This is a genomic window from Limnohabitans sp. (assembly GCF_044361645.1).
In the GTDB taxonomy this organism is placed as follows: Bacteria; Pseudomonadota; Gammaproteobacteria; order Burkholderiales; family Burkholderiaceae_C; genus Limnohabitans_A.
Window position 1 is genome coordinate 1 of the sequence record NZ_JBIKIL010000217.1, and the last position, 2,657, is coordinate 2,657.

Genomic DNA, 2,657 nt, shown 5'->3' on the forward strand with positions numbered 1-2,657 from the left:
CATGCTCGACGCCCGGGTCGAGTTTTTGCAACGAAGTCCAAATCGGAATGATCATGAAGGGCAGCATGACGTGCACCAAGGCGATGATCACCGCCCATTCGGTGTACAGGATCTTGACTGAACCCAGACCGGCAAAAGCAAAAAACTGGTTGATCACACCATTCGGTCCCAGCAACATGCTCCAGCCAAAAGCCCTGACCACCACCGAAACCAGCAGTGGTGCCAGAACCACCAGCAAACAGATTGTTCTCCACGGGTCCCGCATCCGGCTTAAAACATAGGCTTCGGGTGCCCCGATCAATAGGCAAATGCCGGTGGTCACGACAGACACCCAGAACGTCAGCACCTCGATGTAATGCGCCAGGGTGTACTCGTTTTTCACCCCCGTGTTGTAGTCAAACACTTGGAAAGACAAAAGACCCGTCATCAACAGGGGCGCCAGCAACAAGCCGCAGAACAGCAGCAATGCTGGGGCAGACAAGACCCATGGCGTCAGTGGCCTTTGTGCGCTCATGGCAACACCCGCATGGCTTCATCTGTCCAATCCAGGCCTGTACTTTGACCCTCGCTCAAAGGGAAAGTGTCATTGTTCGCACATGTGACGGTCAACAGCCCTTGCGCTGTTTCTACCTGATAAAGCCATTGGCTGCCCAGAAAAAACCTGGCCATGACCAAACCATCCACGCGACCCGTGCCTTGGGCAACACACTGAATTTTTTCGGGCCGCACACTGACCATCACTGACTGGCCTTCAGCCCAAAGGCCTGAGGCCACCTTGAGTTTCAAGCCGCGCATATCGATGGAGCAGTCACCATCGTTGTGGTTAACCTGCCCTTGCAACAAATTGGCTTTGCCGACGAAAGTGGAGATGAATTGGGTTTGCGGGTTTTCGTACAGCGTGAATGGCTTGTCAATTTGAGTCACACGCCCTGCTTGCATCACCACCACGCGGTCACTCAGCGACATGGCTTCGGTCTGGTCGTGCGTGACCATGATGGTGGTGGTGCCGACTTTGCGTTGAATCTGACGCAGTTCAAATTGCATCTCTTCACGCAACTTGGCGTCCAGATTGGACAAAGGCTCGTCCAGCAGCAAGACGGGGGGCTCGATCACCAATGCGCGGGCCAGGGCCACCCGCTGGCGTTGTCCGCCCGAAAGTTCGCGGGGGTAGCGCTGTGACAATTCGCCCAAGTGCACCAAAGACAAAGCCGCGGCCACTCGGTCTGCACGTTCGTGCTTGGCCACGGCGCGCATCTCCAAGCCAAAACTCACATTCTGGCTGACCGTCATGTGGGGGAACAACGCATAACTTTGAAACACAATGCCCAAGCCCCGTGTGTTGGGTGGGCTGTGGGTGATGTTTTTGCCATCGAGGCAGATTTTTCCGTGGCTGGCTTCAACAAACCCGGCAATCATTTGCAGCGTTGTGGTCTTGCCGCAACCCGACGGTCCCAACAGGGTCACGAACTCGCCTTTTTCAACGCTCAAGTTCATGTCGTCCACGGCGCATTGCGCGCCATAGAACTTGGAAAGATTCGTCAACGTCAAAAACGACATTCGCCACACTCCTGTGCCCGCAGGCTCTGCTCCGAGCCCAACAGAGATCTGCGCCGGACTTTGCCAAATGGTGTTGGAATCACGCCAGAGCGTCAACAGGGTATTTCATTAAACGGCATAACTATTTAATTTATTCCACTGTACAGAATAATAAGCTTAGAATTCTGAAAACTCTTCAGTTCTTCAAAATGACCAAGACCTCAACAGGATCCGGTGTACTGGAAAGGGCTTTTGCCATCATTGGCCATTTGTCCCATGCGCAACGCGAGGGTGCGCGCGTGACGCAAATTGCCAAAGACATCGGGCTGACGCAAGCCACCGTTCACCGCACTTTGCAAGCCCTGATTGCCCAGAATGTGGTGGAGCAAGATGAGCGGACGAAACACTACCGGCTGAGCATCGAATTTTTTGCATTGGCTGCGCGTGCCGGCAACCCCTCCCTGCTCCGCGACTTGTGTCGACCAGGTCTGCTGCGCCTGTCGGCCAGTTTGGGCGACACCATGTTCTTATTGGCGCGCAGTGGTTTTGATGCGGTATGCATTGACCGCAGCGAAGGACCTTTTCCGATTCGTTCGTTCACAGGCGATATTGGCGGTCGCGTGGCACTGGGCGTGGGGCAGGGCAGTTTGGCCATTTTGGCTTTTTTGCCGGAAGCCGAGCGCGAAGAAGTCATTCGCTTCAATGTGCCCCGCGTGCGCGAGTTGGGCACGTTCGACGAGGTGTATTTGAGAACCGAAATCGATCGGGTTCGGGCACAGGGCTATGCCGACAAAAACACGGGCTTGCTGGAGGGAATGGCCGGCGTGGCTGTACCCATTTGCGATCGTGAAGGCCGTGCTGTAGCAGCCTTGAGTGTCGGGACCATTTCGACTCGGTTGAACGAGGAGCGGTTGCCTGCGGTTGTGGATTTGCTGCGCAAAGAGGCCCAGCGCGTTTCTCCGCAAATCAATCCCTTTGATCCCACATTGCGCAGGCCGCTTTCATTTCTTGCGGCCTGGATGCCCAACGGTTGACAGCAGCGCAACCGTTGGAACAGCCCTTCACAGCGGTTTCTTGATCCAGTTGGCGATCTCGCCAATGATGCCCCGGCGGAACGCCAG

The 2,657-nt window shown here is 55.5% G+C and carries 3 protein-coding genes; 1 reads left to right on the top strand and 2 read right to left on the bottom strand.

From position 1 onward, the window contains the following. A partial coding sequence (locus ACIQ39_RS19235; RefSeq protein ID WP_396436186.1) for an ABC transporter permease occupies positions 1-514 on the bottom strand: 514 nt, incomplete at its 3' end. Further along, entirely contained in the window at positions 511-1,557 is a 1,047-nt protein-coding gene (locus ACIQ39_RS19240) for an ABC transporter ATP-binding protein (protein ID WP_396436187.1), read from the bottom strand. The genes ACIQ39_RS19240 and ACIQ39_RS19235, both read right to left, overlap by 4 nt. 188 nt (positions 1,558-1,745) lie before the next feature. Here ACIQ39_RS19240 and ACIQ39_RS19245 point away from each other — a divergent pair, with 188 nt between their 5' ends. After that, positions 1,746-2,570, top strand: coding sequence for an IclR family transcriptional regulator (locus ACIQ39_RS19245; RefSeq protein ID WP_396436188.1), 825 nt, complete (start codon positions 1,746-1,748; stop codon positions 2,568-2,570). Positions 2,571-2,657 lie beyond the last annotated feature (87 nt).

What these genes read in the sequence shown, in the direction of transcription:
- ACIQ39_RS19240 (WP_396436187.1), bottom strand. Translation starts at nt 1,557, where the DNA reads ATGTCGTTTTTGACGTTGACGAATCTTTCCAAGTTCTATGGCGCGCAA.
- ACIQ39_RS19245 (WP_396436188.1), top strand. Translation starts at nt 1,746, where the DNA reads ATGACCAAGACCTCAACAGGATCCGGTGTACTGGAAAGGGCTTTTGCC.